We start from the raw sequence: 25,734 nt of genomic DNA, 5'->3' as shown, positions 1-25,734 counted from the left end.
CCTGTATTATATAAACCGGAAAATCAACCCTTGCTCTCTTTGCAAACAATACACCTGAAGCGATTGCGAATAACGGAACAATGACAGAGTACCTCACTTCGAACCTCTTGGTGTAGTGTAAATTTCATTATTCCATGGATCATAAATGATATCGGGATCTTTAGGGTTACTTGACCTTGCCCTACCGTATTGATGTACAGTAGGAAATGTTTTATTTTCGTTTAAAAACACCCATAAGTCTTCATACTCCTGAGATTGTAAATCATTTGAAACATAGCTCTCCTGGCCGCCACACGCTAAGTAATTATCTCCATAATTATTTCCTGAATAATCATACAAGAACTTCATTATGTTATTATAATAAGGGTTTTCGTGCCTTAAGCCTTCCTTATTCATCTTATCTACGAGCTCTTTAAATCTTTTAAAGATCTTCTTTACATCGTTATCACTCAAACCATAGGTATCTACAAAGTTTAATGGATTATTTCCAGTGTATCTATAGAATGAAGTGTCTCCACTGCTGAACCCAATCGGATCTTCACTCATAAACCGACCGATACTAGGATTGTAATTCTTGTTGCAACTATTTAAATGTAATTGATCGTGATACATTCTCACCTAATTAACACCCTTACTTCTGTATGATTTAAACAAGATAACAACTCCAGTAATTATTAAAATAACAGGTCCCCAGAACATAAGATATATCCATCCCATTTTCATACATACATCATCAAAGCATCTAGAAAATCCTAAACGATAAATTTTATATGAACCTACAAAACTTAAGTAAACTCCGATAATAAAAGTTATTATACCTAAAGACAACTTCATATACACATCCACTATCTTCTTCTAGGGCATTGTTTTGGTTTTCTATCATATAAAAAGTCATTTATAGCATCAGCCGTATCTAAGATAGCTTGATCATAAATTTGCCTATGAAAAAAATCATCTTTGCCATCGCCAGGAGTAAAATAGTCACCTATAATCTTCCAAGTATTTTGAGAATGTAAGACTTCATGGAATGCAGTATCAAGTAAGTCCACGGCTTCTTTTGAATTAAGAGTTCTTAAGTAATCACGGCTTAGTATTACTTCATTATTATCAATATCAAAATACCCCGCTGTATTGCTGTCAATCTCACCAATATTTGCAACTCTGTATTTAACATTTTTTGCATTAGGGTACTTCTTAAATACATGTTTAAATGCAAGATCAATATCTCTTTGAGTTAGGCCATATGGATCAACAAATCCAAAGACGTTATTTCGCACATATCTATAAAGGTTAGAATCACCGCTTACAATCCCAACCGGATCCTCACTCACAAACCTTCCCGCACCAGGATTGTAATTCCTGTTGCGAATACTTGAATATATTTGTTCAATCAAGTAGATCACCTTTATATTTGCCCATGATAAAGTCTTATAAAAACAAAAGCCAATGATATCAAGACTGATGGAATTATCTCAAAAATTATTGATATTTTTGTATATGCAATATACACGTACAAAAGAACCATCAAGGCCATACAGATTAATAAATAATATATTTCAGACAAGTTATTTAAGTCTGGTGAATTTATATTTGTAACAAACATAAACAACTGAACGATAAAAGGAATCATCAAAAAAGTAACTCCCGAAGTACGCCACTTTACTTTAAAAATTTTCGATAATCCAACATAGCTACCAGCATAAAACAAGAAGTATAATATGATCAATGTGAATGCCTTAAAGACACCGTTCATATTAGTAACCACAAGATGCTCCAGGATTACTCATTAACTTTTCATACTCCTTTCGTAACGCATCAGCAAAATCCTGACAGTTATTAGAGAAAGCACCATAATTCTCTTTAATAAATTCACCTGTCATCTTCACATTTTTAACAGCTCTTCTCATCATATTGTCATAATAAAACTTACTATTCATTTTATATTGACTACGATCTTCGTCTCCTTCATGTATACCAGTATTATAGTATCCAACACTGCCACCTTTAGAGTCGTCAAAAAATAATTCTTCATGTGCTATTTCAAGATTTAAATAATCCTGAACAGGTCCAGTCATCATATCATCTCTATTAGATAATTTGCATTTTCCAAACCTTGCAAAACCTAAAGGATCTTTAAACACCAAAGGGTTGTTTGAAACATATCGGTATAAATTAATATCCTTGCCAGAAAAACCGATCGGATCCTCACTCATAAACCGTCCTCCGCCAGGGTTGTAATTCCTTGTACGAGTGCATAGATATATTGACTTGTTCTCTATTGACATAAATAAATTATACACTAAAACCTTGTTTTACAATATTGTAAATTCAATAAATTACACACCGAACTCGACAAAGCGTACGGTATATGGTACGATCCCTAAAAGGAGCTTTACCATGGCAATTCCAAAAATAAAATCAGCATCAGAATTAAGGAATGATTTGTACAACTCTCTTAAAGAAGCGAGTGATGGTGATATGCAAGTCGTAACTCATAAACAAGGTGAACCAGTTGTTCTTATTTCGCAAAGTGAATTAAATAGAGTAATCGAAGAAAATGAAACTTTAAAAAAACTTAGCATTGGATTATCTGACGTTAGAAATAATAGATCTTACAGCACGGATCAAGTTAGAGAAACCTTAGCGAATAGAAGAAAAGAGAGAGATAATGATAGTATGGTCTGACAGGGCCCTCGCCGACTTAATCAACCTTTCAGAGTCTATTGAAAATAATTTCACTAATGAGCTTGCTGATAAAATCACTGACGAGTTGATTTCATATATAGAGAGCCAGTTAAAAATAAGCAAAGAGATTGGTCGTCCTTACGAGCCTAATCCCTATTTTAGATATTTAGTCTTCAAGGGTAATAAAGTGTTCTACACACCATATGAAGACAATAAAAACATCTACGTTATTCACATAAATATCAGAGGATCAAAGCCTCAAACTTTTCCAGATAAAAACGAAGAGTAGATTTGTAATTCCTCGTGCATATTCCTGAATGTAACTGTGTACTTAGATTTATCAAGCTTAACTCACTAACTATTTCTTCAACTTGAAGTATCTATATATTATTCTAGCTAAATCAAACAAACATAATAACATTAAAAACCGTCCACCAAACAATATGATTTGATTCAACTCATATTGTTCTTTTGGACCAAGTAGATTTGGTAGAATAGTTGCTATAAATAAAAGTAAAAAAATATCTATAAATACATCAATAAGAAGTTTAGTGCGACTCATCTTTTTTTCCTGTTAGGGTCGCAAGTCTTAGGTTTATACCTCTCATCAAATTCATTTTTCCATGGGTCAGCAATTATTTCTGGATCATCAGGATTAGAAGACTTTATTTCAAGTCTCTGATGAAATGGTGTCACATTTACAACCTCAAATGTCCAGTTGTCATCAAATGCATTCTCTAGAGCATCAGTAACCATTATGTCTGCGACATATTCTGCCTGTGCTCCACATCCTATATAACCACATTGTAAAGTAGAACCAATATTATTTAAAATACCATTTAAATAACCAGTACCTTTTCTTCTTAAACCCTTGTTATCCAATTCTTTAACTGCTTTTTTAAAAAGTTTAGCCATACGTTTTACATCATTTGCACTTAGGCCAAAGCTATCAATAAACAAAAGAGGTCTGTTATAAGTATATCTGTATAAATTTGAATCCCCACCCCAAAAATGGATCGGATCTTCACTCATAAACCTACCTGCGCCAGGATTGTAATTCCTGTTGTGAAACTTATTTAATAAGCCAATTGAAATCATTCATTTTTCCTTTGGATAGATTTACTAAACAAGTACACTGTAAAAGTAGCGATTAGAAATTCAGTCAAAACTGGAGTTATAAAATCGATATTAAAAGACAATATATAGAACTCTTTAAAAAACCAACCTATACCGTAAATTATAATTAAAACCGGTAGCAGTGTAATATACGAACACATTGACAATAAAACGTAAGAATTCAGAAACCCATCTTGATATCTTCTCTTATATATAAAGAAGCACAATAGTAATTTAAAAAAAGTAATACAGAATGAAATATAGGTCTGAATCACTGAAACAGAGTCACGACCTATTACTTCGTCATAAAATCCTGGTAGATAAGACAAAACAGACAGAAGCATATATGAAAAGAAAACAATAAAGACTTGTTTCTCATTAATCCTATTTTCTTTAACATCATCCAAACATTGTTTTGGTAATACTGAGATCATTTTCTAACCTCACATTTTCGGATTTCATCTTCGGTATCTGTTCTTTTTGGTTCACATGACCTAATAACACCACATCCTTTTCGTGCTTCACGCTCCTTTCTTTTTGCATCCTCTAACTTTTTCTTAAGTTGTTCTAATTCTTGTTCATGTGTTACAACCTCACCTTCGTTGAAAATTAAGTCCTTTGCTTCATCAAGAGGCTTTTTAACTATTTTTTTCTTTAAGGAGTCTAGAAGTTTTTCCAGAAGATATTTAGCTGCCTTTCCTAGAAATTCACCGTCAGGGTCATTAAAGTCAATAGGACGGTTTTTAGTATAACGATATAGATTTGTGTCGAGACTACTTAACCCGATCGGATCTTCACTCATGAACCGGCCAAGGCCAGGATTGTAATTCCTCGTGCGAGAACTTGAATAATTTAGATTATTGATCAAATTATTTCCTATGTTTACAGTATTGATCTAAAAAATATTTTACACATTACGTAAGTAAAAGTACATCAAGCTAACACTTGTCAAAACTAGAAATGGTATTGCAACCCATAAAACAGTGTACAGACGTATACTAATGCGCAACTCTTCGGCCTCTTTACGAGCATAGCTTCCTTTATTTATTATAGCGTCTATTGCACTAACAAGCTGAGGAGAGCCATACCCTCTAGGGATCCTTCTATTTGATTTCTTTAACTTAATCCCTAACCCAAAAACAGTGAACAAAAAAACAAATGCTATGTATACAAACACAAATATTATAAACCAGATTTCATATCTCATAAATCAACCTAGTCTAAAATAATACTTGTACAAGCAGAAGCGAACATATCAACAGGAGATATTCCAACGGTTGCTCCTTCGAACGAAAAGCCTGTTGTTGTTTGTCTGCCACATTTATCCTTGCCAAAACTAACACCGCCCCCCACTTCAGGGCTCACGGGGAGACCAGGAACACTCGCTCCAACTCCAAACGCACCTGATGTGCCTTCTAAGTCATACACAGTATCAGCATCACCAGAAGATTGAATTGCACCAGCAAAAACACCAAGAGCTTCTGTTACTCCTCCAGCACACAGAGTTAATACAGTTTTAGTATTTCCTTCATCATCATGTATTTTTTGTATATCGAGTGATCCTCCAAGGCCAAACAGGCCAGCAGACATCATAAATCCAACTCCTGTAGTATCTAAACCTAAAGGGTCAATGTATTGTAAAGAATTATTGAACACATATCTATATAAGTTACTATCTCTACTATTGAGACCAATCGGATCCTCACTCATAAACCGGCCTGCGCCAGGGTTGTAATTCCTCGTGCGATTGCTTGAATGTGTCAGTATATTAAGTACGTTCATTTTTTTTATTGAAACCAATAGTGATATTTTCAAGATACTTAAAAAAATCCTGATCCTTTGAATATAGCCATATAGGAAAGTGTATCACACTTCCATCACCTAGCTTTATGACTAAAACTCTTAAAAACAATATCTTAATGATATTTACATTTGTTATAAAAGATATATCTATTCGCTTTGCTTTGTTTAGATATAAATTATTATCATCAGCAATTAAAACATAAAACCATTTAAAATATACACAAATGAGTATGTTCACAATTACTAAAGATCCAAACTCAAGAAAACTAACCCCATTGAAATAATGAGTACAAGAATTCTCCCAGCAACCTCCAAGTACAAACACAAAAATAAGGAATAAGAAAATAAGAACTAATTGAAGCCTTAATAAACTAACATTAGTTTTCATATCTATAACAGTCCTGATAATGTACAGATTCCAAGAAAGTGACTTGAGCTTTTAAAATGCTTATCCTCAATTTGTTGTAGTTTTTTATTCGAATCTATTTTCATTTTTTTTAAACGCTTTATCACCAACTCTAACTTTTCAATCTTCTCTTTACGATCCTCTGGTGGACACTGATATTTTTCAGATTGTGTAGCATTATATCTATATTTCTCAATCTCTTTAGTATAAGCATGGATAGTTTTATCTATCCTATTGTTTATTGTCTCTCTAGCCTTCTCAATATCTCTAGTAACAGTAAAAGTAGATGCAACACTAGCAGCCGAACAGACAAGAGCTGACAGTGGTCCTTCTCCACTAGGGTCACTGTAGACGACTGGATTGTTATACGTGTATCGATAAGTGTTATACTCAGCCTTGTTGAACAAGATCGGATCTTCACTCATAAACCGGCCTGCGCCAGGGTTGTAATTCCTCGTGCGATTGCTAGAATGTATTTGTTCATTTTTTAAAGTCATCATTTTTTATTATAAATTACATATATTTTATTTGCAAAGATTAAAATCATTTCAATAACATGCACACGCTGTTCGCTATTTGCAAACAGCAAACAGCGTGGAGCAATACTAATTATGAGCAATCTAAAGCCACAAGATGTTGTAATAGCAATTAAAATCAAGTTAAACGAGGCTAGAAACTTCAGCATGAGAGATTTAGCAAGTGACAAAAAAAGAATAAACAACTCCGCCTTATATGAACTCCTTGTCCATGGAATTAAATATGTTTTTCCGACTACTCTTGGACCTATCAAAAGATGGATCCCTACATCATTCTCAGAAAGCTCACTAAGAGGATTTATTTCAACTAATGTCACAATAGTTATAGAATGAATCTATGAGTAGATTATCAAGATAAGACTAACGACAGTCGCTATATAGAAGATATTTTGAAAGACGTGAGTACTTGACTCCAAGGGCCTCGCACTGGCCTACGACAACAGGACACGACATAGGAATCTTATCCATTGCCTTCTGGATATTTTTTCGCATGAAATCTGATGTGTAGCTATTACAATTTATGCCTTCATCCATTCCATCATCAATAAATTCGGCCATGTCAATTTCACCGACAACTTGAAACTTGCCATCAATACACTTGATAACACCATCATCATCTAAATCTTCATTTGTTAACGGATCGATTCCTTTACCAAAAAGATGCTGATAAAAACGCAAACCTTGAAAATTGGCAATTAGGTCACCATTTGAAACAATGCCATTAAAGAAACCTCCCCACATGACCCTTTCAGAATTCTTTCCATAACGAAGGATCTCTTTTGTACTAAGTCCATGTTCCATTTTTCGAAAGTATAGATAACCTAAGTTAAACATGTGGCTAAACTTATCGCTCCCAATAAGGACGTCGTTTACCTTAAATAATGGAGAGTAAGGCGTTAGGTTTAGAATGGGTTTATAGATAAGTGGAATATAGCGATATATTGACTCTTTCTTTTTAGTTTTCACTAAATATTCGTTGCCTAATTTTCCTTTATCGATATAGCGCTGAATTGGAGCAGTTACAAAGATCCCCTTTAAACTAGCAACAAACTTCTTTTTAACCTTTCGACGAATGGTATAGTAACTACACCTCTGGCCAAATATCTTATCGGCATGATTAGCTTCAGCTACCGCAGAGCTTATCTTATTATTTACGTACTTGTTAACTTGCGCCAAAGCATCTTCTTTTTGTATGGCCTCATCACGATACGTGAAACTATCGACCTCGAGTGCGAAAGAATTAAAACTAATAAGAAATATTAAGAGTTGAGATTTCATTCAAAGAGGCTAGCCCATCTCAGTCAAACTCTATATTAAAGAATTCTTAATTTAATAACTACGTATATTATCAAATATCCTTTCCATCACTCTTTATTGACAGTACTCCTGATTCAAAAGGGTCGTTTATATTAATAAAATAGTAACACTTAGAGTTATCGATCATAAATCCATTAGGAGTATTTGATGACATCTGCATTCTCCACCCTCTAGCAAGGATAGGCACATCAACTTTTATTAAAGAACCTTTTGTATCATAGTAAAAATTTACCATCGTCATTTTTAAAAAAGTTGGATCATCTCTAAGTTCACTCCCATGTAAAATATTAAATGTGTAGACCATACCAGTGGCCTGCTTTGCCTTTAACACATATGCATGTTCCGGAATGGTAAAGTAGTAGAATGCCCTTTCAAAGTCCTTGATACACATATCTTGTTGCTCAAATCGATTCTCAATCATCCCAAGGTTATCTCGGGCCTCAATTCCCCTATCAAGCCAATTTTGATCTAGTCTTTCAAAGTCAGTGAGTTCTTTGGAACTGGGCATTCTTTGTGTTTCTGTGACTTTCTCTTTGCTAGAGCATGAGAAGGCCGATGCCAAGATAAAGGAAATCATAAATATAAGGAGAGAGAGATACTTAATCATAAGAAGCTTATCGGGCATGAAAGAATATAGACAACTGTTAAAGAATTCTTTTAAGAATATTTAACCCATAAGGTTGTCTGTATTTAATTTAAATGGCCACAGAAACAATAATAATGAATAAAGCAGAGAAGGAAATTAATATTTTATTATATGACATTAATAATAATCGTCATCACTATTTAGAGAATCACGTATTTCTTGAAGCTCTATAGTATGTTTAGTCCCAAGGCCTAAGTGATCATTTAAGTATAAATCATCAATAATAATACTTAAGGAATCTTTTACACCCGAAGCGTAATAGTCATTGTACGTATCAGTATCAATCATTCTTTTATTAAGATTTATTTTAATTGATTCAATATTGTCCTTTAAAAGTTTTAGCGTTTGTTGAGAATCTTGTTTGATATACGCTTCATGAAATATCGATGCAACAACACGGCCTGAAGGGTAGGCCACGTAATCAGCAGAACTATCTGCTTCAATTTTATCTATTAGATCCTTTGCCATTTCATTATCATACGTACTTTTACCCCAATCAGAAATGATAAGAGTCGATAAGTGTAGACCGATTGGATTAAAATACTCACCTTGCGAACTTGCTAATAAAGCTTGGGCCTCTAAGCTCCCAGGGTTTTCTTTAATATAATTGATTGTTGCTCTTATTCCATTTCTTGTTAAATAGGCCTGTTTTGAATAATCTAAAAAGTCCCTTACATAGCGAATATCGTTTTCATTAATATAATTTCCCTGACAAACACGGCAAGCGGAATCCACTCTTGCATTCTCCTCATCTCCCTTATATGACAAGCAACAGTCTTCACAAGCATACGAAAACTCGAATCCTTGGCCATGGGAATAGCCAAGATTGTGGAGCTGTTCATGAAAGAGTGTTTTTCTAAGCTCTTTTCTTTCTGCATCCCCTTCTGGAGTAAACTCTAAGGAAGATGGCTGATTTGGATTAATCGCCATATAAGGATGTTTTACTTTGCCACCGAAAGTCGCTTGCGTTTCTTCTGAGACCGAAGCATAGGCTAGAGTGCCCTGCCAATAAACAGGGTCATCGGATTTGTCGGTGCACATAATAGTGACTTCATTATTCTTTAGTAGTTCTTCAAGTTCATAAGCTATACGAGTTGAACCGACAGGGTTCTTTAGGTCCTTACCTAATTTCTTTAAGCAAGCAATGCCATCATCAATTGAGCTTTTTAAGAAGCTTGGAAAGTCCTGTCCCCATTTTGAAAGACAAGCATTTTCAATTCGATAACCAAAGTCAGTAGGGAGGAAACCGTCATCAAAACTTGCGCTCACTTTATTAACAAGAGAAGACAGTTCTCCTATAACAGACTTTGCTTGAGGTAAGTGACATTCTTGTTTTTGAATTAAGCTTTGTGTATCTTTATATTTGATTTCAAAAATTCCATCAAAGTCCTTATCAACTTCGATTGTTGCTTGAAATTGTGTTTCATTTAGCTTTCGATAGCTAACCTTACGATCGATTTTTCCATCACCGTTGATATCTTGAAGAGTTTGCTTGAAGATACCTTTTAATTTGAACTTCGTGATAAATTCAAATTTACCATCACCATTTCGGTCTTCTTGGACTTCAACAACTTCCTTATTACGACGAATTTCAATTCGATCAACTTTGCCATCATTATTGATATCAATTTCTTTTCGACTCAGACTTTGGGCCGCAAATAAATTGATAAATAGTAAGGTAATTAAGAAGTATTTCACTTCTTAATCTTAACATAAAATAAATTTAACGACGGATAAATTCTAAAGAAATTTCGCGGTCACTACTAAAGACAAACTTCTGTTTTGGTTTCACTTTACTTAAGTCACAGGCCGCCTTTATGTGATAACTTCTTAAAATATGTGCTAGTATGAGCTTTACCTCGATGCTGGCCATCTCACGTCCGAGACAAGTGCGAGTTCCTGTCGAATACGGTATGTAAGCTTTCCTTTGTTCATTAGATAAACTATTAAATCTCTGTGGATTAAATTTGTTGTGATCGTCTCCCCAAACCTGTTGGTTATTAAGAATTTTTCCAAGAAGAGAAAAAACAACGGTTCCTTTCTTTACTTTGAAACTTATATCACCATCTGATAACTCTTTATCTTCTGCGGCTTCTCTAAATAAAATAGGGAAGGCCGGCCTTAGACGTAAAGTTTCTGCAACATAATTTTCTAGTAGCTGGTTCTTTATTATAGAATTAGAATTCGTAAGATCTAATAAACTTAATTCTTTATATAATTCATTTTGAAGTTCTTCATTTTGAGCAAGAAAATACAGCGCCCACGTAAGAGAAACAGCTGTTGATTCAAATGATGCTCCAACCAGTCCATAAATTTGTCCAATAATTGCTTCAGTATCTAGGCCTTGATTCTTTAAGTGAGTAATGAGGGTATAGCTAGTTGTCCCTCTTTCAACTTTTTGACGAACAAATTGCTTACCTTCTTTGATAAATTTAGAAAATCGAAGATTACTCAATGTAGGAAGGTACTTCCACATTGGACCATAATTCATACGTTTAGTAAGTTCGGCAATTAAAAATTTTTGAAAGTAATAAAAACTGTCACAGTCAGCTTTAGAGTTAGTGACTTCTTCCTTTTGAATCTTAAAATCGTGTTCGATAAAGAATTCACTTGTAATTGCTAATGCGATTTTTCCCATAAGAACTTCGACATTATCAACAAGAGAATTTTCACCAAATAGAGGAAGATCTTTTTCAAGCCTACGATTTGTAATTGAATAGAGGTTCTCAAGTACTTTGGGCGTGAAAAAGTGGACTAACTCCCCTCTTAAGTCTTGCCATTGTTTACCGTCAGCATCAAGTATTGAGGCCCTGCCTTTATTAATATGTTTTATCTCGTTAAGTGTGCTTCCTTTTAAGAATGTATTTCTTTTCTTAACAATTACATCTTTATAGAGGTCATAATTTCCAATAACCACAATATCTTTGTTAAAAATTTTAAAACGATATGAATCACCAAGTTCATTACTTTTTTCATTAAGTTGTTTAAAAAGACAATCTTTGAAGTTTAACTCTCCAATACTGCCGATAATTGGTAATGTTTTTAAGCTTGGTATCGTGCTCATATAACCTTCTTCTAAAGACCTAAAATATCGCCAAGACGATCTAAAATTCCACGGGCCGTATCACTTACAGGTTTTTTAAGTCCATATTCAACAGTTCGTGGAGAAATCACGAAACCAAATACTTCATACTCTCTAGCATCTAATTCAATAGGTTCATCCTGAATACATGCTTTTTCTAGATCATCTAATTTAATAGTTCCGGTTTTCAAATAGTTCTCAACACAATTTTTTTCTTCTTTTGTGTTAATTGCTGCCGTCAAGAGGACTGTCGACAAATTTGGAGCAGGGTACTTCATATCAAGTTCACCTTTACCAACATAATTTCGTAGAACAGATAAACCAATTTGAGACTCTTTATCAGAATTTGAAACATAGGCGGAGCAAGCTGCGATACTTGCAACTTTGAAGGAAGAGTAGCTTGTAGCATATGTCATACAAGTAAATTGAATTTCAGTTGTAATCTTATTACAGTATTCAACAACTTTATCATCGATATTATATTCTTCCTTAAGGTAATCTACACATGCCTGTGATGGTGCAATTAGATCGGCTTTAACTTTTTGAATGATGATTTCCTTCTTATTCAATCCGATACATTCAACATCAGCATCCACTGAGCAATAGGCCATATCACCTGCGATATAACAGTCAGTATTGCTGAAATCGATCCTCTCATTATTTTCACAAATTCTCTTGATACTATATGTAGCGTTGGCCTTGGCCTTCTTTGTTGCTGAAAATTTTGCCTTCGTCTCAGCAAAGAGTTTTCCTTCAACTTTAGACTCACCCTGTGCACGTAGACTTAAGTCTGCGCGTTCACCATATTCATGTATACGAATCTCCTGATACTCAACACTATCCATGGCCTGGTCTGCGATAGAGATCGCTGCCGTACTTGTCCAGTGGAGCATAAGAAGTGCGATAATAGAAATAGTCTTTTTCATAGTATTACCCTTTCAGAATCGTATACTTAAAGGCCAGCTGTTCAAAAAATGAACGCTCCTTTACCTATAAAGTGCTAAATTCTTTAACAAATTATTTATTCAGGGTAATAAACAGCAAGGTATGGGCCAAGTTAGAAATTTGTTTCGTAGCCGCTTTCTTTGAATTCAAGTTCACGCCAAACACTATCCCAATCGCCTTTGAGTAGGCTCGTAGGTGTTAGCCTTGATTCGTTTGGTGAAGTATCACTAAGTTCGTATTTTTCAATACCAGAAATAAGAGTAAGCTCATTTTTGCCAAATTCAATATAGAACTCTGATTTAAATGAGTGCCCTTTTTTCGTCTTACCTTTAACAAGAACTAGAAGATAATCACTAGTCTTACACTCCTTAGCAAGTCTATGTAATAGTTCCTTCTTAGCGTCTTTATACGTCTTTCTAAGATCACCAAGACTGATTCTCTTTCTTCCAATTATTGGAAAGACAATATTTTCCTTTAAAAGGTATGAAACAGTTGTTGGTTTGTCAGGGTAGTTAGAATAATATTCTTTGAAACATTTTTTATTAAAGAAGCTTCCTCTTGTAGTTGCTGCTAACTGTCCCCTTACTTCAGAGATATGATCAACAATATGATCATTTGAATAAGTCGAATATTCAAAGAAATCAATGACTACTTCAACTGAAAATACAGAGGAGCAGTATATGAGAATAAATATTAGCTTGGTATAAGTCTTCACAATATTCTTTGTTTACCATGAAATTCTCGTATTTCAATGAACTACTTAGATTTTTGTAAAATATCTAAGACCATGGCCTTAATTATTCGCATTTGCTGGCCATCCTTAAGATGATAATTCGCACCAGAATGTCCCCACCAATCCCAACAACCATGTGGATTACGTCCAGGAATCATAGATTTTTTTGCTTGTGGAAACAGAACAACAAGGTCAAGTTTATCAGCAGCTTCTTTAATTCCTGTATCATCCATATAGCCCATATCAATATGATCAATTGTTTGTTTACATCCGTGAAAAGCAATATGAAGCTCACACCTTCTACTTCCTTTACAACGTGAAGGAATATATAAGTAGGCCTTATCTTGTAGCAGCGGAGAGAACACGCCAACATCAAATGCTGAATAGTAATTTGTTTGATCAATTTCTTCAGTTTTCCCCTTTAAAGTAAATCGTCTTTGTTTCTTATCAGGGTAAAGCGTCGTTAAAGAAATAAGAGCACCATTATAATTGCAATTTCCAATATAAGGCACTTTTGAAACTTCGCATTCTATCCCCTTATTTTCAGTAGGAAATGTATGTCCAGCCGCTAATGTTCCTTCGTATGCGAGTTTTTTGACACCAAAGAAGGCATATAGGTCTCTAAGTTCTTCACTAACACTTGAAACAACTGTTTCATCGTTTTGCCCTGAAAAGATAAACACTCTATCTTCTTTGAGATTAGAAATCGGATCAATAAGTCCCATCATTGCTAGTCCACTAGCAAATAGATAAGACTGATAACCACTTCCCCAAATCCCATTTCCCTTCATACAAGTATTAGTGGCCAAGGCCACTGTACCCTTTGCGCAATAATAAGGTCCTGCAGCGAAGATAGCCGCACCTTCTACAAGACTACTATTTGCGATATGAAATTGATGGGCAAAGAAGCCCCCCGAAGAGATACCAGAGACCGTTACCTTATCACTTAAATTTAGTGCGAAAGTATTTGAAATTAGGATAAAAAAGATGATCGTTAATATTTTCATTTTAGTCTTATAGAACAAATTCTATCGAATTTAAATCGGTTTGAAATATTTAAAGGGGGCCTCCTCACAAAGCCCCCAATATAGCTGGAACAATCAGCAAACCCCTAAGAATCCTTGATTATTCAACAACAATAAAATTGAATTCACAAACGTATTTTCCACCGCCGAACATACCTTTTTTGTAGAAATCAACATCACCGAATACATAACCTATCGTCGTGTTGATAATTCTGTTTCTCATTTTCATACATTCTGTGTATGACTTGTCGTAGTTGTTCGTGATCTTTTGCTTGATTTTCTTCTTAGAAAGTACTTGCTCGTAACTATCTAGAGTAGTTCTGATTTCACATAAGTAACCGCTTCCTTTCTTTCTTGTTACGAATTCAAAGTCAATTCCATCAACTTTGACATCCTTGATTTCATCATACTCGACCTCAGCATCAAGACATGCCTTCTTAGCTTGTTCCTCTGTGTCAAAACGATCGATTTCGACACTAGCTGTTTGAAGCTTTGCAAAAGATGATAGTGAAAATACTGCACATAAAATAAGAACTAAATGTTTCATAGGTTTCCCCTCTGTTTTCAATTGTTAAAAAATAATGTTTTTTTCTTGATGAAACTTATAGCTAATATGGACAATCAGGTCAGTTTAAGAAAGGTAAAGATAAAAGCGATGTTATATAAAAACTCTTAACTTTACATTATCTAGAGGATTTCATTGGGGGGAAACTATTTTATCGAGACTTACGAAATAAAAGGCCAAGGCCAAAAAGCATAATGCCAAAACAAAAAATAGAAAATCCAACAATCTTCATAAAACGCCAAGGCTCATAATTAAGAGCTAAACTAATTGAGCTTCGGTTGTTTAAATCTACAATTGAATCGAATTTAATCAACCATGAATCACGATAAAGTGTATCATTTAACTTTATTAGTTCTTTTTTACCGTTAATAAGAATAGTTGCGACACGAGTATCATCAATATCTTCTAGCTGTATATCAAATGGGAGCCGTAATGGCTTCTTCTGAAATTTTAGATCGTAGAAGCGGCCATCATAATCAATAATCTCCCTCTTTTCACCAAGCTTCATTTGATAAATCTTTTGGGTATTTCCTTTCTCATAATACTTTAAGATATCAGAGTTATTATCTTGATAGTTACTACTATAGCGATATTCTAGCTTAAGTGCAGTATCCCTTTTAAATTCCAATAATCGATACTTGTAAGTTTCTCCGACTAGCTCAAGCTTGACTCTATCTAATCGACAGTTGTTACCAAGAGAATAAAAACCATCTTCCTTAACTAAGTGCTTGTTGCTAACACATAATTCGGACTTAAGATCTGTGATTGATTTTCGACGAAGAAAAACAGAGCAATCAGGATTAACTGTCGATAAATTATCAAGACACTTCAACATCAATTGATTAAAGAGTAGAATTTCCAAATTTCCATCAACTATCGTACTTCTATAATCTTCCTGATTTGTCGTAAGATAGAGTGTTTGTGATTTAGTGTTAGAAAGATATCGCGATTGGCCCAAAATACTAACGCTATTTTCACCACGACTTTCATATTTTGCATGATGCTTTCGACTAAACGGTAAGTATGAAATCAGATAAACTGGTCCAAAATCCAAATTTAAACCCTGAGGCCTTATAGAAAAATCTAAATCAACATATAAGGTCTCACCAGTTTGTCGATTTCTAATGAGGGCCTGATTCTTATACATTTCGATAGTATCTGTTTCAACACCACTTATTAAATTAAGACGGCCTTTCTTATTGGTAAAAGAAGAGATAGTCGTAACGACTAATAAAATAATTAAACCGAGATAAAAAAAATAGACCCCCAAAAATCTCCTGCGAAAAGGGCGTTTTTTTAAAAGACCAAGAATTAATGAAAGAGAAATTACTGAAAGAAGAAAAGCAAAGAATGGCCCATTAAAAACAAGTGTGTACGCGATTTTTGGCCCATAGAAATAATTAACAATTGCACCTATGACTAAATAAATGACAAAAATAAGAAGCAGTGAGACTGTTCCATAAACACTACTAAGAGAATGATCAATTTTTGATATTACTTTTCTCATGCCAATAGGATAACTCGGGCCAAAATCTCTGTCTACGGATGAAAAAGTAGCTAAAATTAGTAAAGCACTTTATTAACCAACCGATAATATATAGTATGAGAAGAACGATTTTAATGACATTAGTTTTACTTTTTGGACATCTTACTTTCGCTAGTAATAATCAGAATTTAACATGGGACCTCGATATTAGTTTTGACAATATTCAGGTTTGGAAAAAATCACATAAGAGACTTACTGTAGAAGATAAAAACTCCAATAACAAAATCGAAAATTACACTAAAGAAAAAATAAGAAAATACTTAGATCAAAGAAATAAAATACTCAAGTATAGTGACTTCTCTGATTTTAAAACTGACTCCTTAAAGTTCACAAAAAAGAAAGATTATATCCATCTCTATAAGCTAGGGAGCTATCAAAATTCTAGAGCAAAAAAAATCTATCTTGCAGAAATCCATCGTCTCTACAAAGATCGCACTATCATCACGATGCTAAGCTCAGAAAAAAAACTTACTAAAGAAGACATTAAAGATTTAAAATTAAAATTTCAATTTGTAACGGAGCAAAGATAATGAGAAGACTTTCTACAGTTCTTGTCGTTGTACTAAGCATGTCGGCCCATGCATTTGTTCCAATGAGCAACTATGAACTCGACTTAAGTGTTGCTCACTCACAGTGTATTGAAATTGGAAGTCTAGATATATTAGATAAAACGAACTCACAAAAACTTTGTGAAGTTGTTGTCAACTCATCTATTTGCGATGATGTCGAGGCAGTGGATAAAAGAAGATGTGACCCAAAGCTAATTGTTGAAAGCAATATTGCTGTTGATTTTATTTCATGTCTAAAAGGGCTCTGGGGCTCGGCCGTTGAATTCATGAAATTCATTGGTTCTGTCGTTGATTATATTATTGATGACGAATACCGTGGGGAAAAGAACGAAGAACTTCTAAACACACTTCAAAGTGCGAAGCATATGCTTGCAATGGAATGGTCACGTTCACTTAGTGAAACAGAAGGTCTAGGTCCTATGCACTATATAAATGCTGCAAAACACTTTTCAAGTACGATGGGGACAATCATATTTAACATGCTTCAAGATGCATACTACTCTACCCAGGCCAACTATGCATGCCTCTCACCTGCCGCTAGAACAAAAGCAATCTGTCAATTTGCAGGCTCTTATGTGATTCCTCCAACTATCGTTATAGCGAAGGTTGCAAAATTTCTTTTGAAATCAGGTAAGGGTGTTAAGCGCTATACTAATGAAGACTTCGCTAAAAATGAGCTAGAAACGAATATACATGAGAATAAGGACATTGACGAAGATATTGTTGCAACGAAGGGTCCTTACTCTGCGGAGTCGAGTTTTCTAGCAAGACTTGATCTTTCTTTAGCAAAGAGGGCCTTTGAAAGCCCTGAGCAAGTTACAGAAATTGCGAATGCTCAAATCGATGCATTACTACAAGTCGTCAATAAAGTTGACCTTCCACATAGTGTCCACATGATCGATATAGATGGAAAGAAGTCAAAAAGAATACTTCTAACTGAAAGCGACTTAGCTTCTTCAAGTTCTTTAGCTGCCAAAGAGCTACTTTCCTATATGAAACTAAGTGGAAGAAGCCAAATCGTTATCTCTCCTCAAGAAATGTATCAAAGAAATAAAACTCTAATTGCATCAGATAATGCCACTTTTGTGTCAAGTACTGGTTTTGCAAACTTACTTCGTATTGATGAGAAAAATAAGCTTTCTCAAAATAGAGCATCAGCAGCAATTGAGGCGACTATGATAAATTCTTCTGATGAAAATGTCATTAAACTTGCAAAGGAGTTGAACAATCAAGGATTCTCTGTTCGTGTTATCGAAAGTCAGGCAATAAAAAAAGGAACAAATGAAGTTATAAAGAAAAAGGCACTACAATTTAATCGATTTGCAGCTGATCAAAATAATCCTGCAGTCCTTAGACTAAATCGTTTTAGAAATGACGACTTTAGACAAAAGATTATCTTCTACCCGGATGACTTAAAGCCTGCACAGGGATCTTCAAATCGTGCAACAAGGACCGTTTCATTTAATTTCTCTAACTTAAGAGAACTCGTAGATGGAGGATATGCCAACACTGTTCCACACGAGTTTAGACATGCGAAATTCGAGTATAATCGCTCAAAAGGTAAAGAGTCTCCATACGATCTACGCGTCCAACACATTAAACCAGATGGAAAACTTCACGATGGGAGAACCTATACAAATTATTTTTCAATGGAAGAAGTATATAATCATGCTCAGGACATTCACAGTGTTACACGTAAAATACAAAAAGATCCTCAAATTGGTCTTACCCTTGCGAAAGTTTCTGCAAAGGCCGACACGATTATTAATATTTCAAGAGGCTTTAAAGTCCAAAATGACTCTTTAAATCTAAACTTAATGTCGAGAATTCTCCCCTCTCAAATAAGTAAACCAATTATTGAACAAGGAACATATCGAATAAGTATTGGAAACGATAGCTTTGTTAGAATTATCAGAGATAACAACAATTACTATTCTATCATACTAAGAGATGGTGACATCGAGTACTCAGTGCCAATGGCCTCAGAACGATCAAAAAACGTGCTAAGTAACTTTATCGCAAATGCAGATCGAGCAGCGCAAACTAATGACATGAATTCAATTGCAAGTGAGTTGAAAATTGTTATGAGAGAGGTTATGGCAAAGAATAATGAGAGAAGAAGCCTTATAAAGTCTATCGAGCCAAAGGCCAAGGCCATAAAAGAAGCAATTAAGAATACTGATTATTCAAATCAAAGCTTAGAAGAAATTAGAGAGCTGTCGCGCCAGCTCTCACAAGCTTCAAAGGGCCGTTCTAATTAGATTTAGTTTTAAGTACGGCCTTGTAAAAGGCATCAGGATCTACAATCCCACCACTCTCACATGGGAGTCTTCCACTTCTTGGGATATATGCCGTGGCCAGTAGAAGATCCTTTAATTCTAAAGGAGATAGTTCTGGGTTAAGATTGTGACCCTTAAGTAATACATTTGTTACAAATGGAGCGGCCATCGAAGTTCCGTTTAAAGCAATTGTACCACCACCTGATTGTGCTGATACAACACCTTGCCCTGGAGCGAAGATTTGAACTTTTTTATTTCCAAATTTTGAAAAACTAGCTGGCCTATAAGTATCCATCTTATCTTTTTTAAGAGACGCTGTATTTAAGGCCCCAACCTTGATCATATTGGCATAATCATAACTTGCCGGATAATTATCATTTCCTTTTAAATCGAGGTCTAGATTACCTCGAGCATTTCCCGCGGCCACTACAAAGACCGTTTCAGGGTTATCAATAAAAGTATTTTCAAGATAATAAAAAGACTCACGAGGTGCAGACATTGGTGCCCCAGGAAAGCCAATAGCAAAACTCATATTAACAAATTTCACTTTCTTTTCTTTAATATATTCAGCGGCTTTTTCAAGATGATCTGTAATTGCGACGTCTCCTGCAAAGCCTACTAGTCCATATTTATCCAAATCCTTAAGAGCAAGTGCAGCTACGTGAGTACCGTGAGAAACAGGGTATGGAGTATGAACAAGAGAATGAGTTTCACGAATATTATTATCATCTCTTAAAAGACTTAAACCAGCGTCATCTTGTCTTTGCCAGCCCCAAGAGTCATCGACTCTCCCATTGTTATCATTGTCAATACCATCACCTGCAATATCAAATGGCGAGTTATATAATTTATGAGTTAACGAAGGGTGCATAATATCAAAACCAGTATCAATAATAACGACAGGTTCACGAGACTTGTCCTCAAAAATACTAAGTCTTCGTTGGTATTCTTTATCTGTAAGATTAAAATTTTTAAGTTGCTCACTAACACTGAATGTATCTGATTCATTGTAATGGCCAATTAGATTACCATCAGCTGTGTATGCCTTAAATTCAGACACAAGGTTTGCCATGGGTGCTTGCATATTATAAACGACCTCATAAAATTTTGAGACTTCACCGTTAGGAGTAAGAACGTCAATTCGATATGGTTTTGGCGCAGAGAAATCGAAGTCATCCTCATTTGTGTCATTATAACGATAGTGTTTAATACCAATTTGCTTATATGAACTTTGCGAGATAACCCATTCTTTTATAATTGTGGGGTCATCAAGATCACCTTTTACAACTGTTTTCTCCTTTACTTTATCTGTGACAACGCCATTTTCATCAATGAAGAAAACACTTTTTTGTCGTTGACCATTCTCAAAATACTCTACCTCTGCATGGTACGTATAAATACCGTCAGTACTCCAAGAGTCATTTGTAAGGACTCTGCCTTGCTCGTCATATGTACTTGCTCCTGTCTTTGCACCTGTTTTCAAATAAGTCTCAATAGAAGCTGATAGCTTATTGTCTTTACACTGATAAGTCGTTTGCCAATTCCCATCGATTACGATTTTATTTGCAGGGCATGGAGCGGCCATAGTGGCCATAAATGTGAGTTGAGATAAAATAAGAATTCTTGCTGTTGCGATATATTTCATATCAAGCGTTTTATCATGTAAGGTTTAGCGTAAAGCTAAATAATGAATAGATTACATGCGTAGACATATTTTAGACAGTGTAAATTCAAGTGCTTAGTGTTTTTTTATATACCCTGCAGGCTATTTTTATCACTTGTTTATATAGACGAATTCTGGCCTCTTCGCTAATATGGCCCCATGAAAGAAATCGATCTTGAGAAATTTATCAATACCCCTGGTGCAGATCACCGCTCACACCTTAACCGTCTAAAACGAATTCAAGGACAACTTGAGTCCCTTATTAACTTAGTTGAAGATGGTAAGTATTGTATCAATATCGTTCACCGATCAAAAACAATTCGTGGCGCCCTTCGTGGATTTGAAAGCTCAGTAATGGAAAATCACTTAAGAGGTTGTGTTGCCAAAGCAATTCAATCGCAGGACACTAAATTAATTGATGAAAAAATAGATCAACTTTGTACAATTATCAGAAAGGACTAGCCAATTTGAAATTCTGTAAAATTTGAGACAGGTAGCTCTTCAATAATTGTCACATTCGTGACCTTGGCCGTCTCTGGGCCGACCTTTAAAAATTCTTCTAAATTAGTAATATCATCGAGTTCACCGCTGGCCAACACTTCAACACTGCCATCTTTTAGATTTTTAACGTAACCAGTGATTGTTGGTGTATGCTTAAGAACAAACTCATAAGTACTTTTACGAAACCAAACACCTTGAACAACGCCCTCGACGCGGTACCTTCTATTAATCATAAAACTATCCTAACATGCTCATACTAAGTGAAGATGCAATTTTTATTAAATTATATGTTAAGATATTATTATGTGTTTTTCGATACAAGCGCAAACAGATTTAAAAGAGCTTTCACAAAAGCTTAATACTCCTTTAAACACAAAGGCTTACGAATCTTTTCGCATATTACAAGAATTCGAGGCATCAATCGATCCTCTAGTTCTAAAAAAGATCCTTGGTTTAAAGAGAAAGCCTAGTAGCGATGTCTTTAAAACAGCAGATAAAGATGGCCGTATCTTTCCAAATTACTTCACCAATGTTGTTACCCAAGATGCCAATGAAAGAACGATCTCACCAATGCGCTACCGTATTCGGCCACAAGGCTCTCAAGAAGAAGTCCCAACGAAGTTCAATGTCTTCAACGCCAGACTTGATTCACTTGAGAAACGACAAACGTGGAGACCTCTCTTTATGAAAAATCATGGAATAATTGCATTTGATGCTTTCTATGAGTGGGTTGAAAGAGATGGCAAGAAGGCACTAATTAAATTTCATCCGGAAGACGGCAAGCTAATCCTTGCACCTTGCCTATGGGATGAATGGACGTCAAAGGATAAGCAAATAAGCTTTAAATCATTTGCTATTATAACAACTGATCCACCTAAAGAAATAGAAGCTATGGGCCATGATCGTTGCCCTATCTTTTTAAAAGAAGAATATTTAGATGATTGGCTAAATCCAAAAAAACTCAAGACACAGGATGTGTATGAAATTCTCTCCCATCCGTACCAAGAACACTATGATTACGAATGGGCCAATTTTGTAAGAGATTAAGAAATTGAGACGACTTCGTACTCACGAGTAATATCACCAGTCTCTACATCAAAGATATCGCCGACTTCCATACCTAAGGCCTCATTACCAATTGGAGAAAAGACAGAAATAACAAGAAGTGGAGTGCCATCAAGATTTAGCATTGTCCCACCGGCAGTTGGAGTAATGAAGTAGTGTCTAGTTTGCTCATTGAATTTAAGCTCAACCAGTGATCCAAGTGCAATTTTATCACCATTTGGAAGCTCCTCAGAGAGCTCTTTAATCATATTGATATCGATCTCTAATTCATCTACACGTTTTTTTTGTGCTCCAGCAAGGTAGCCCGCTTCAATTGCGCGAGTGTCATACTTACCTTCTTGGGCCATATCAGGCTCTTGGGACATGGTACGAGTTGTCTCAAAAGCGGCCTTTGCCTTCGTAAGCTCAGTTTCTAAGTTTTCGATTAATGTACTAATTATAGTTTCTTTATTCATAGTAAATAATTTCGGTAAATTACCTTTAAAAATGATTGTATTATTTTCAACAATATACCGCAAAATCCCCTTTTGTACTATAAATTGGCCATATGAAAATCTTGCTCACCTTGCTATTAACCTTAACGACTTCTTTTGCTAATAAGCGCAATCCTCATGAATATCAGATTTTAGCACATGAAGATCTAGGCTCAGAGGTTAAGGAGCAAGACTTTTACTTTGTTGTGGTGGAAGCACTTAGACTCTATCAAAACGAAGCAGTAAAGCAAAAGCGTGGGATTTCAGTTAAAACACTGGATTGGCAAACACCTTACTTTAGTGCTTGGGCACTGTATGATGAAGATACAGATCACTACAATATCAATTTCTGGGGTGGTTTTGCCCGTATGCCAAATATGACAAAAAGGGCCTATGCATTTACCGCCTGCCATGAAATCGGTCACATTCTTGGAAAATCACCAAGAATGAAAAATAAGCACTTTTCTCAAATGAGTACAGAAGGTCAATCAGACTTCTTTGCAGCAGCAAGTTGTTATAAGAAATTTGTTATCAATAACCCAAACTACTTTGACTCTCCTATTGAATTAGATCCATTTGTGGCCTCACTATGCCTTGATAAATTTTCCAATGATAACTTTAACCAAGAACTTTGTTTCGAAACAATGCAAGTTGCCCAAGACTTTCCAAAGGCAATTGCACATATGAGTTCAGATACAAGTAAACAAACAGAAATCACAAACTCTGACCCTACTATTGTTGATAAAACTTTAGATAGTTACCCTACGCTACAATGTCGTATGGATATCATCAAAAATGGGGCACTCTTAGAATATAATGGTGACGATATCTCAATAAAGAACCTTGAGAAGCGTTTGCCATGCTGGTTTGCAAATTCGACAATTTCACATTCACATTGACATCTAAGGCCTAAAACCAGTTAAGAGAAACTTTGCCGTATCTACATAATTTCTTAACATCTGATATAATTTCAGCATGCATGAACGTAATGGCGAACTCTATTCTAAATTTGAAGAAATCATCAACTCAACAACCCACTCTCTTGGAATTATCCTAGGAGTTGTTGGAACAATTATGATGATCTTAAAGGCCAAAACTGGATTACATACATTCGCCTACACCGTATTTGGACTATCCATTACATTTCTTTATACAATGTCCACTCTCTATCATGGAACGGCCCATAAAAAACTAAAAAGTATCTTTCGAAAAATGGATCATATTGGAATTTACCTTTTAATTGCTGGCTCATATACTCCATTTCTCATGCTTGCCATTAAGGGTGAAACTGGAATGTGGATGATGATCAATATTTGGGCCTTGGCCTTTTTGGGAATCTTGATCAAAGTCTTTGCCTTTAATCGCTCAGAAGTCCTAACAGTTATCCTGTGTCTCATTATGGGTTGGATGGTAATTGCCATTAGAACGGAGATGATTGCAAGTCTTAGTTTTGACTGTCTTAAGTGGATTGTTATCGGAGGAGCATGCTACATGAGTGGAGTTCTATTCTACTTACGCGAAAGCCTCTACCTAGGCCATGCAATCTGGCACATTTGTGTTCTTTTAGGGACAACTTCTCACTTTTATGCAGTGTATGCATATGTCTAATTTGACTTAATATTCAATAGATTTTTACTATGAGCTGACATAGATTCTTTATTGGATTCATATAATTATTATTGTTATACTTAAAAAAAATAAAGGAGAACGTATGAACACAATTAATCAATTAAAACTAATTCAAGCAGATGCTCAAGTTTACTTTATGAAACTTCACAATATTCACTGGAATGTAACAGGGATGATGTTTCAACCAATTCATGCACTAACAGAAACTTTATATAATGAGTTTGCCATCGTTTTTGATGATTTAGCAGAAAGACAATTACAATTAGGACAAAAACCGGTTTTAACTATGTCTAATGCGCTTGAAATTAGCCGTATTAAAGAAACTAACGAGTCCTCTTTTACAAGCACTCAGGCACTAGAGCTAATCTTAAAAGATAACCAGTATTTCCTTGAGGCCTTTAGAGAATTATCGTCAACAGCAGGTGATGAAAATGATGCAACAACAGTAGCTTATGCAGATGAAAAGGTTGCTTGGCTAGAGAAAGAGAATTGGCAATTAAGAGCAATGCTAGAATAAAGAAATATTAAAGCCGAAAGTCACCCTTTCGGCTTTTTTTTATGCGCTCAACAATAACCTTGAAGATATCAATCATATGATGTTTCACAGCTACTCCATCAAGTACCGCCAATGCGTGGGCTATGGCCTCATAAGTACAAAGAAAGTTTTCCCCTGGAGATTTTCTTAATTCATAAATACTATGGCCTACATCGATCAAATGATACTTTGGCATTTTCGCTAGAACATCTTCACGCTTGTGAAATTTCTTTGCCTTCGACCACGAACCATCAGGAACAACGAGACAAGGCGTTTTATCTGTCTGCTTATATTCATTTAAAGGGAGTGAATCATCTGTCGGAAAAAGGTAGATATAGTCAAATTTTTCAAAATTAAAGCTATTAACCTCAAAAGGTGCTTCCAGATTACCTCGCTCCATAATTTCACAATTCTTAAGTACTTTTGTTGCGAAATAGGCCGTATTACTCGTTAGCCAACGCTCTGTAAAATGCATCGGTATAATCACTTTAGTTTGGTTAGCAAACGGTTTTAAAACGTCACAAAAGCACCAATGAGTATTGATGCGACAATTTGGACAACGGGAATCTCTTGTATCTCGACGTGACTTTGACATAGGTTTGATTTATCATAATT

At 35.2% G+C, this 25,734-nt stretch carries 30 protein-coding genes; 9 read left to right on the top strand and 21 right to left on the bottom strand.

Going from position 1 to position 25,734, the window contains the following annotated elements:
• Nucleotides 1–93: 93 nt before the first annotated feature.
• The 3 genes from M902_RS07015 to M902_RS06995 all read right to left on the bottom strand — a co-directional run bounded on the left by M902_RS07015 (nt 94) and on the right by M902_RS06995 (nt 2,285).
• A complete protein-coding gene (locus M902_RS07015; RefSeq protein WP_084710477.1) occupies nt 94–612 on the bottom strand; it encodes an RHS repeat-associated core domain-containing protein in 519 nt (172 codons plus the stop codon).
• A 233-nt stretch (nt 613–845) separates the two neighbouring features.
• Nucleotides 846–1,403 carry an RHS repeat-associated core domain-containing protein gene (locus M902_RS07005; RefSeq protein WP_255345295.1) on the bottom strand — a complete coding sequence of 186 codons (558 nt, stop codon included), beginning with the start codon at nt 1,401–1,403 and terminating at the stop codon, nt 846–848.
• Nucleotides 1,404–1,754: 351 nt separating this feature from the next.
• A complete protein-coding gene (locus tag M902_RS06995) occupies nt 1,755–2,285 on the bottom strand; it encodes an RHS repeat domain-containing protein (protein WP_084710475.1) in 531 nt (176 codons plus the stop codon).
• Between the two features lie 112 nt (nt 2,286–2,397).
• Between M902_RS06995 and M902_RS06990 the strand changes: the two genes are divergently transcribed.
• On the top strand, nt 2,398–2,685 hold the full coding sequence (locus M902_RS06990; RefSeq protein WP_021266570.1) for a type II toxin-antitoxin system Phd/YefM family antitoxin: 288 nt from the start codon (nt 2,398–2,400) through the stop codon (nt 2,683–2,685).
• Complete coding sequence (locus tag M902_RS06985) at nt 2,669–2,974, top strand: type II toxin-antitoxin system RelE/ParE family toxin (RefSeq protein ID WP_021266643.1); 306 nt, start codon at nt 2,669–2,671, stop codon at nt 2,972–2,974. The genes M902_RS06990 and M902_RS06985 overlap by 17 nt, the downstream gene beginning before the upstream one ends.
• Before the next feature lie 269 nt (nt 2,975–3,243).
• Here the strand turns inward: M902_RS06985 and M902_RS06975 are convergent, their stop codons facing one another.
• From M902_RS06975 to M902_RS06895, 14 genes are all read right to left on the bottom strand, one after another.
• Nucleotides 3,244–3,783: an RHS repeat domain-containing protein gene (locus M902_RS06975; protein ID WP_021267050.1), complete on the bottom strand. Its 540-nt coding sequence runs from the start codon at nt 3,781–3,783 to the stop codon at nt 3,244–3,246.
• Nucleotides 3,784–4,231: 448 nt separating this feature from the next.
• Nucleotides 4,232–4,669, bottom strand: coding sequence for an RHS repeat-associated core domain-containing protein (locus M902_RS06965; RefSeq protein ID WP_021267114.1), 438 nt, complete (start codon nt 4,667–4,669; stop codon nt 4,232–4,234).
• 347 nt (nt 4,670–5,016) lie between these two features.
• On the bottom strand, nt 5,017–5,583 hold the full coding sequence (locus M902_RS06955; protein ID WP_255345297.1) for an RHS repeat-associated core domain-containing protein: 567 nt from the start codon (nt 5,581–5,583) through the stop codon (nt 5,017–5,019).
• Between the two features lie 411 nt (nt 5,584–5,994).
• Nucleotides 5,995–6,507, bottom strand: coding sequence for an RHS repeat domain-containing protein (locus tag M902_RS06945; protein WP_255345296.1), 513 nt, complete (start codon nt 6,505–6,507; stop codon nt 5,995–5,997).
• Nucleotides 6,507–6,863: a hypothetical protein gene (locus M902_RS16490; RefSeq protein ID WP_156979742.1), complete on the bottom strand. Its 357-nt coding sequence runs from the start codon at nt 6,861–6,863 to the stop codon at nt 6,507–6,509. Before M902_RS16490 ends, M902_RS06945 begins: the two co-directional genes overlap by 1 nt.
• Before the next feature lie 43 nt (nt 6,864–6,906).
• Nucleotides 6,907–7,824 carry a hypothetical protein gene (locus M902_RS06935; RefSeq protein WP_021266995.1) on the bottom strand — a complete coding sequence of 306 codons (918 nt, stop codon included), beginning with the start codon at nt 7,822–7,824 and terminating at the stop codon, nt 6,907–6,909.
• A 70-nt stretch (nt 7,825–7,894) separates the two neighbouring features.
• Nucleotides 7,895–8,470, bottom strand: coding sequence for a hypothetical protein (locus M902_RS06930; RefSeq protein WP_156979741.1), 576 nt, complete (start codon nt 8,468–8,470; stop codon nt 7,895–7,897).
• Between the two features lie 156 nt (nt 8,471–8,626).
• Complete coding sequence (locus tag M902_RS06925; RefSeq protein ID WP_021266588.1) at nt 8,627–10,207, bottom strand: VCBS repeat-containing protein; 1,581 nt, start codon at nt 10,205–10,207, stop codon at nt 8,627–8,629.
• Between the two features lie 25 nt (nt 10,208–10,232).
• Entirely contained in the window at nt 10,233–11,573 is a 1,341-nt protein-coding gene (locus M902_RS06920) for a cytochrome P450 (protein ID WP_021266792.1), read from the bottom strand.
• Nucleotides 11,574–11,584: 11 nt separating this feature from the next.
• Nucleotides 11,585–12,517, bottom strand: coding sequence for a hypothetical protein (locus tag M902_RS06915; RefSeq protein WP_021266749.1), 933 nt, complete (start codon nt 12,515–12,517; stop codon nt 11,585–11,587).
• 131 nt (nt 12,518–12,648) lie between these two features.
• A complete protein-coding gene (locus M902_RS06910) occupies nt 12,649–13,251 on the bottom strand; it encodes a hypothetical protein (protein ID WP_040314236.1) in 603 nt (200 codons plus the stop codon).
• A gap of 41 nt (nt 13,252–13,292) precedes the next feature.
• Complete coding sequence (locus tag M902_RS06905) at nt 13,293–14,276, bottom strand: PHB depolymerase family esterase (protein ID WP_021267088.1); 984 nt, start codon at nt 14,274–14,276, stop codon at nt 13,293–13,295.
• 118 nt (nt 14,277–14,394) lie between these two features.
• Nucleotides 14,395–14,841 (bottom strand): hypothetical protein, encoded by a 447-nt coding sequence (locus M902_RS06900; protein WP_021266778.1) that lies wholly within the window; start codon nt 14,839–14,841, stop codon nt 14,395–14,397.
• Nucleotides 14,842–15,010: 169 nt separating this feature from the next.
• On the bottom strand, nt 15,011–16,366 hold the full coding sequence (locus M902_RS06895; protein WP_021266709.1) for a hypothetical protein: 1,356 nt from the start codon (nt 16,364–16,366) through the stop codon (nt 15,011–15,013).
• Nucleotides 16,367–16,461: 95 nt separating this feature from the next.
• On the opposite strand from M902_RS06895, the gene M902_RS06890 reads away from it, so the two are divergent.
• Together M902_RS06890 and M902_RS06885 are read left to right on the top strand one after the other, a co-directional pair.
• A complete protein-coding gene (locus M902_RS06890) occupies nt 16,462–16,935 on the top strand; it encodes a hypothetical protein (RefSeq protein ID WP_156979740.1) in 474 nt (157 codons plus the stop codon).
• A complete protein-coding gene (locus tag M902_RS06885; RefSeq protein WP_021266602.1) occupies nt 16,935–19,235 on the top strand; it encodes a hypothetical protein in 2,301 nt (766 codons plus the stop codon). The genes M902_RS06890 and M902_RS06885 overlap by 1 nt, the downstream gene beginning before the upstream one ends.
• Here the strand turns inward: M902_RS06885 and M902_RS06880 are convergent.
• Nucleotides 19,228–20,898 carry a S8 family serine peptidase gene (locus M902_RS06880; protein ID WP_021266994.1) on the bottom strand — a complete coding sequence of 557 codons (1,671 nt, stop codon included), beginning with the start codon at nt 20,896–20,898 and terminating at the stop codon, nt 19,228–19,230. The genes M902_RS06885 and M902_RS06880 overlap by 8 nt on opposite strands.
• 177 nt (nt 20,899–21,075) lie before the next feature.
• Between M902_RS06880 and M902_RS06875 the strand changes: the two genes are divergently transcribed.
• Nucleotides 21,076–21,378: a metal-sensitive transcriptional regulator gene (locus M902_RS06875; RefSeq protein ID WP_021267066.1), complete on the top strand. Its 303-nt coding sequence runs from the start codon at nt 21,076–21,078 to the stop codon at nt 21,376–21,378.
• Here M902_RS06875 and M902_RS06870 read toward each other — a convergent pair.
• Entirely contained in the window at nt 21,375–21,650 is a 276-nt protein-coding gene (locus tag M902_RS06870; RefSeq protein ID WP_021266576.1) for an acylphosphatase, read from the bottom strand. The two genes, M902_RS06875 and M902_RS06870, sit on opposite strands and share 4 nt — an antisense overlap.
• A gap of 70 nt (nt 21,651–21,720) precedes the next feature.
• On the opposite strand from M902_RS06870, the gene M902_RS15840 reads away from it, so the two are divergent.
• On the top strand, nt 21,721–22,464 hold the full coding sequence (locus M902_RS15840; protein ID WP_021266711.1) for an SOS response-associated peptidase family protein: 744 nt from the start codon (nt 21,721–21,723) through the stop codon (nt 22,462–22,464).
• Here M902_RS15840 and M902_RS06860 read toward each other — a convergent pair.
• Nucleotides 22,461–22,937 carry a GreA/GreB family elongation factor gene (locus tag M902_RS06860; protein ID WP_021266985.1) on the bottom strand — a complete coding sequence of 159 codons (477 nt, stop codon included), beginning with the start codon at nt 22,935–22,937 and terminating at the stop codon, nt 22,461–22,463. The two genes, M902_RS15840 and M902_RS06860, sit on opposite strands and share 4 nt — an antisense overlap.
• A 92-nt stretch (nt 22,938–23,029) precedes the next feature.
• Between M902_RS06860 and M902_RS06855 the strand changes: the two genes are divergently transcribed.
• The 3 genes from M902_RS06855 (at nt 23,030) to M902_RS06845 (ending at nt 25,101) form a co-directional block, all read left to right on the top strand.
• Entirely contained in the window at nt 23,030–23,854 is an 825-nt protein-coding gene (locus M902_RS06855; RefSeq protein ID WP_156979739.1) for a hypothetical protein, read from the top strand.
• Between the two features lie 76 nt (nt 23,855–23,930).
• Nucleotides 23,931–24,563 (top strand): hemolysin III family protein, encoded by a 633-nt coding sequence (locus tag M902_RS06850; RefSeq protein WP_021267128.1) that lies wholly within the window; start codon nt 23,931–23,933, stop codon nt 24,561–24,563.
• Nucleotides 24,564–24,666: 103 nt separating this feature from the next.
• Nucleotides 24,667–25,101: a DNA starvation/stationary phase protection protein gene (locus tag M902_RS06845; protein WP_021266915.1), complete on the top strand. Its 435-nt coding sequence runs from the start codon at nt 24,667–24,669 to the stop codon at nt 25,099–25,101.
• Between the two features lie 7 nt (nt 25,102–25,108).
• Here the strand turns inward: M902_RS06845 and M902_RS06840 are convergent, their stop codons facing one another.
• Nucleotides 25,109–25,714 (bottom strand): tRNA-uridine aminocarboxypropyltransferase, encoded by a 606-nt coding sequence (locus tag M902_RS06840; protein WP_021267023.1) that lies wholly within the window; start codon nt 25,712–25,714, stop codon nt 25,109–25,111.
• Nucleotides 25,715–25,734: the final 20 nt, after the last annotated feature.

Source organism: Bacteriovorax sp. BAL6_X (assembly GCF_000443995.1).
In the GTDB taxonomy this organism is placed as follows: domain Bacteria; phylum Bdellovibrionota; class Bacteriovoracia; order Bacteriovoracales; family Bacteriovoracaceae; genus Halobacteriovorax_A.
Note: the sequence above shows the minus strand (reverse complement) of the source record. Positions and strands in the feature narration are given on the sequence as shown.